At 62.1% G+C, this 4,708-nt stretch carries 4 protein-coding genes and 3 pseudogenes; 6 read left to right on the top strand and 1 reads right to left on the bottom strand.

The window, feature by feature from the left end; genetic code table 11:
• A pseudogene (locus ACVOLL_RS20420) lies at window positions 1-1,134 on the bottom strand (transposase); the annotation flags it as partial.
• Between ACVOLL_RS20420 and ACVOLL_RS20415 the strand changes: the two are divergent.
• The 6 genes and pseudogenes from ACVOLL_RS20415 to ACVOLL_RS20390 form a co-directional block, all read left to right on the top strand.
• A pseudogene (locus ACVOLL_RS20415) lies at window positions 1,127-1,336 on the top strand (transposase); the annotation flags it as partial. The pseudogenes ACVOLL_RS20420 and ACVOLL_RS20415 overlap by 8 nt on opposite strands.
• A 247-nt stretch (window positions 1,337-1,583) precedes the next feature.
• The gene (gene msrB, locus ACVOLL_RS20410; RefSeq protein ID WP_116089488.1) at window positions 1,584-2,027 is read left to right on the top strand and encodes a peptide-methionine (R)-S-oxide reductase MsrB; all 444 of its coding nucleotides are present in this window, start codon (window positions 1,584-1,586) and stop codon (window positions 2,025-2,027) included.
• A 1-nt stretch (window position 2,028) separates the two neighbouring features.
• Window positions 2,029-2,568: a peptide-methionine (S)-S-oxide reductase MsrA gene (msrA, locus tag ACVOLL_RS20405; protein ID WP_164146002.1), complete on the top strand. Its 540-nt coding sequence runs from the start codon at window positions 2,029-2,031 to the stop codon at window positions 2,566-2,568.
• Window positions 2,569-2,700: 132 nt separating this feature from the next.
• Window positions 2,701-3,405 carry a glutathione S-transferase N-terminal domain-containing protein gene (locus ACVOLL_RS20400; RefSeq protein ID WP_164146003.1) on the top strand — a complete coding sequence of 235 codons (705 nt, stop codon included), beginning with the start codon at window positions 2,701-2,703 and terminating at the stop codon, window positions 3,403-3,405.
• Entirely contained in the window at window positions 3,402-4,370 is a 969-nt protein-coding gene (locus ACVOLL_RS20395; RefSeq protein ID WP_164146004.1) for a magnesium and cobalt transport protein CorA, read from the top strand. Before ACVOLL_RS20400 ends, ACVOLL_RS20395 begins: the two co-directional genes overlap by 4 nt.
• A gap of 94 nt (window positions 4,371-4,464) precedes the next feature.
• Window positions 4,465-4,708: pseudogene (locus ACVOLL_RS20390) on the top strand (hypothetical protein); the annotation flags it as partial.

Genomic DNA, 4,708 nt, shown 5'->3' with positions numbered 1-4,708 from the left:
GCCGCAGTGGGCGCAGGTGGTGATGTCGATGGAAAAGACCCGCTTGAGCCGTTGCGCCCAGCTCATCGCACGGCGCTTCTGCTCGGGGCTGCGCGGCTCGTCGTGGGCGCTGACGTCCACTGGCGCCGCATCGCCCGCAGGCCGCTTGCCGCGCCCCGAGGGTGTCAACTGCGCGCGCAGGTTTGCATTCGGGGCGAATACGCCGTGGAAGCGGGTGAGATGCGCGCGAGATGGCGGGACCAGTGCGGCCAGTTTCGCGATGAAATCGACCGCATCCCATTCGACATGGGTGGTCCCATTTCGCCACGGCGTCTTGAGCTGATACCGCACCCTACCCTGCGGTGAGATCGATAGCCGCTGCTCGCTGATCGCCGGGCGCGTGATGTAGCGGCACAGCTTTTCGAGCTTGTGGCTTTCGTGTGCTTCCGCGGCCACGCCGGCATGCAGCGAGAAGCCGCCGACCTTGCCGGCATCGCCCTCCAGCGAGCCTGCGTCACCGGGCAATGTTTGCAGCGTGACGACCTTGCGGCCAGCGTCGCGACCGGTGGCGATGCGGTAGGTCATCGAACTCATCCGCAGCCCATCCATGCCGTCGTCGCTACCCGCGCTGTCGGACAGAAACACGGATTCGTCCTCGCCTTCCAGCCAGCCTTTGCGCGTCAGGTGCCGGCACACGCGATGCGCGATGGTGTTGGCCAGTTCCGTCAGTTGCGCCGATGTGGGCGCACGGGTGCGGTGCAGGCGCGGCTTGCGCTGCGGACGCTCGGTGGTGTCCTCGTACACGCCGTCGAGCCACAGCATGTGGAAGTGGATGTTGAGATTCAGCGCGCTGCCGAAGCGCTGGATCAGGGTCACCACGCCGCATTGCGCCGTATCCCGCGGCACGCCGGCCTGATCGGCAAGCCAACCGGCGATCACACGATGCACGATGCCCAGCACCGGGCTGATGGCCTCCGGCTTGCTGGCGAACAGGAAGCGCAACGGGTAGGGGAAACTCAGCACCCATTGCCGCACCGGCCGCGGGCCGAACACCTCGTCCACCAGATGCCGCGCCGACTCGGCCATGCGCCGTGCGCCGCAGCTCGGGCACAGCCCGCGCTTCTTGCAGGAATACGCCACCAGCCTCTCCTTCCTGCGCTGCATCGAACTGCCCGAGGCCATGGCGGACTGGTCGTTGACCAGCCTGCAACTCAAGCTGATCAAGATCGGCGCCCGCGTCGTCCGCCACGCCCGCGCCATTACCTTCCAGTTGGCCGAGGTCGCCGTCACCGGCCCGATGGTGCGGGCCGTCCTTGCCGCCATCCGCCGTCTTCGAACGCCTCCGTCATGCGCATGACCACGATCCATGCCCAAGCTGAACGAAAGCGGCAGGACAGGTCCGTCTGCCGCGCGGAAAAGCGGCTCTGCCGGGCCAGAATGCTGCGGGTTCGAGGCTTGATCCACCCGACTTCGGCCGTTTGCGCGACGACAGACACCGCTCGGGGCGAAAAACGCTTGCCCAGCGAGCAAAATCAGGCGATCTTGAAGTCAAGCGGCAGGCCACTTGGGGAATGTCGGCTCTAGATTAATTATTGGAGACTATCATGAAGTTTGAAAAGTCACAGACAGCAGTTGACCGCCTGACCCCCGAGCAACGCCGGATTACCCAGGAGTCGGGGACCGAAAGGCCCTTCACGGGCGAGCACAACGACAACAAGGAGCCTGGCATCTACGTCGACATAGTGTCGGGCGAGCCGCTGTTCGCTTCAACGGACAAGTTCGATTCGGGTACTGGCTGGCCCAGCTTCACCAAGCCGATCGTTCCGGCAAACGTGAACGAGGTGCGGGACAGCGCACACGGCATGGTCCGGACGGAGGTCAGGTCGGTACATGCCGACAGCCATCTCGGCCACGTGTTCCCAGATGGTCCTTCCGACCGCGGCGGTCTGCGCTACTGCATCAACTCAGCGTCCCTTCGCTTCATCCCGCGCGACGAAATGGAGGCCGAGGGATACGGTGAATATCTCGATCAGGTAGAGGAGGCTTAACATGCATCAGCGCGCTATTCTCGCAGGCGGATGTTTCTGGGGCATGCAGGATCTGATCCGCAAGCGGCCCGGCATCGTCTCGACTCGTGTAGGTTACACTGGCGGCGATGTTCCGAACGCCACTTATCGCAATCACGGCACGCATGCCGAGGCGATCGAGATCGTTTTCGACCCGGCGGTGACGAGCTACCGGAACATCCTGGAATATTTCTTCCAGATCCACGATCCGACGACCAAGAACCGCCAGGGCGGTGATATTGGGCTCTCCTACCGGTCGGGCATCTATTACGTCGACGAGGAGCAGAAGCGCGTCGCCGAGGACACGATCGCCGACGTGGATGCCTCCGGGCTGTGGAAAGGCATAGTGGTCACTGAAGTCGTCCCGGTCGGAGATTTCTGGGAGGCCGAGCCCGACCACCAAGATTATCTGGAGAAACGGCCGGGTGGCTACACATGCCACTTCCCCCGTCCCGACTGGGTTCTTCCGAAGCGGCGTGAGGCCGGCGATATGAGCCCTGCGGCCGGGGCTGCAGCGGAATAAGCTTCGCTGCCGTCCGTGTCGCGTCGATCCGGTTCGCAACCTTCGACGACCGCGTCAATCGACGCGGTCGTCGAACCTGGCCTTGAAGCAGATCATTTCATTCAGCCGCCGTCGCAGTGCCAGGATCCAGATATGACAGACCTCTCCTCCTTTCCCATCACGCAGCGCTGGCCAGCATCTTATCCGGATCGCCTGCAACTATACGCGGCCCCCACGCCCAACGGCGTCAAGGTCTCGATGATGCTGGAGGAGACTGGCCTGCCGTACGAGCCCCACTTCGTCGACATCTCGAACAACGAATCGAAAGATCCAGCGTTCGTGTCGTTGAATCCCAACGGCCGCATACCCGCGATCATCGATCCGGCTGGCCCTGACGGCCAGCCCATTGGCATATGGGAAACCGGTGCGATCCTCGTCTATCTGGCCGAAAAGACTGGCCAGTTCATCTCAACCACACCCACCCAACGATACGAGACTCTGGCCTGGGTGTTCTTTCAAGTGTCCGGCATCGGGCCGACCTTCGGCCAGCTTGGCTTTTTCCTGCGATCTGCTGGCAAGGATTATGAGGACAAGCGGCCTCGGCAGCGCTTTATCGATGAATCCAAGCGTCTTCTCGGGGTCCTAGATCGCCGCCTGGAAGACCGCGAATGGATTGTCGATGATTACTCGATCGCGGACATCGCGACGTTTGGCTGGGTGAATGCGCTGGTTGAATTTTACGCTGCTGGCGACATCCTCGGCCTTAGCAGCTATCCTAACGTCCAGGCATGGGTCGGGCGCGGGCTGGCGCGGCCCGCGGTACAGCGTGGCCTGCGAATTCCTGCGAGGCCTGCATGACCATCATCGCCGCTTATTATTACAACGAAGGCAAGCGAGTCCGGGAAATCGCGCTCGACGAGCGCATTGAACTGGGCGAGAGTCGTTCGGGCTTCTGCTGGATCGCGCTCAGCGAGCCTACCGACGACGAACTTCGCGCGATCCAAACGACGTACAATCTGCATCCGCTGGCAATCGACAACGCGATGCACCCGCTGTGCCCGCCCAAGCTCGAAGTCTACAACGATGAGCTATACATCGTCGCGCAGACCGCCGAACTGGTCGGCGACCGGATCAGCTACGGCAAGATGGCGATCTTCACCGGTCACAATCACCTCATCACCGTGCGGCACGGCAACGCCGGAGCGCTGGGCAAACTTCGGGCGCAACTCGAGGCATCGCCGACGCAGTTCGGCAAGGGTGTCGACTATGTGCTGCATGCGATCCTGCACCGCGTGGTCGACCAGTATCTGCCCATCTTCGAAATGATCGAGGACGACGTCCTGGCCATGGAACGACGGTCGCTGCACGACTTCCTCGGGCCAGAAGAGGTGGCGCGAATCTTCGAACTAAGGTCCGAACTCACGCGGTTCCAGCGCACGCTCGGGGCTATGGCCGAGCTGGTGCGAAAGCTCGTTCGCGGCCACTTTCCCTGCATCAGCGCCGAAATGACACCATATTTCCACGACGTCGCGGACCATGTCCACCGCGTGCAGTCCATGGTCGACGGCCTCCTGCTTGTCCTGTCCACGGTCTTTGAGGCCAGCAGCCTTCTGGAAGCGCAAAGGATCGGGGTGGTCACCCGCCAGCTCGCTGCCTGGGCGGCGATACTCGCAGTCCCGACGGCGATCGCCGGAATATACGGCATGAACTTCAAGAACATGCCGGAACTGAACACGACCTATGGCTACTTCGTCGTGCTCGGGCTGATCGCGGTGTCCAGCCTCATCCTGTTCGTGCGCTTCAAGAAGTCCAAGTGGCTATGAACTCCGCACTCCGCGCTCTTCTCCGTCATCTGATGGACCAAAGCACGACTTGTGCGGAAGCGCGTCCAATCCAACTCGATATGAAAGTGCGCGCATGACATCCGAAGTGACCGACGTTCTAGAAGCAGTCCAGTCGTTCATCGCCAAGGGCTATGACCGCGAATACCGCGTCAAGGACGGCAATCTCGTTGATCTCGAACTTGGATCGATCCTCGACGCGTGCACCATTGGGTATAGGAAGTTCAACCGCCCTTTTTTGCGAGTCTGGCGGGTAGGAAGCGGCCGCGCAAGCGCCGCTTTGGGCACAGATCGGGCACAGATCGGGGGTTCATGCGTGG

It is taken from the genome of Stenotrophomonas sp. STEN035 (assembly GCF_056759935.1).
This window is presented reverse-complemented; position numbering and strand designations above follow the sequence as displayed.

Excerpts from the sequence above, each read along its gene's own strand:
- msrB (WP_116089488.1), top strand. The coding sequence starts at position 1,584 with ATGAAGTTTGAAAAGTCACAGACAGCAGTTGACCGCCTGACCCCCGAG.
- msrA (WP_164146002.1), top strand. The coding sequence starts at position 2,029 with ATGCATCAGCGCGCTATTCTCGCAGGCGGATGTTTCTGGGGCATGCAG.
- ACVOLL_RS20400 (WP_164146003.1), top strand. The coding sequence starts at position 2,701 with ATGACAGACCTCTCCTCCTTTCCCATCACGCAGCGCTGGCCAGCATCT.
- ACVOLL_RS20395 (WP_164146004.1), top strand. The coding sequence starts at position 3,402 with ATGACCATCATCGCCGCTTATTATTACAACGAAGGCAAGCGAGTCCGG.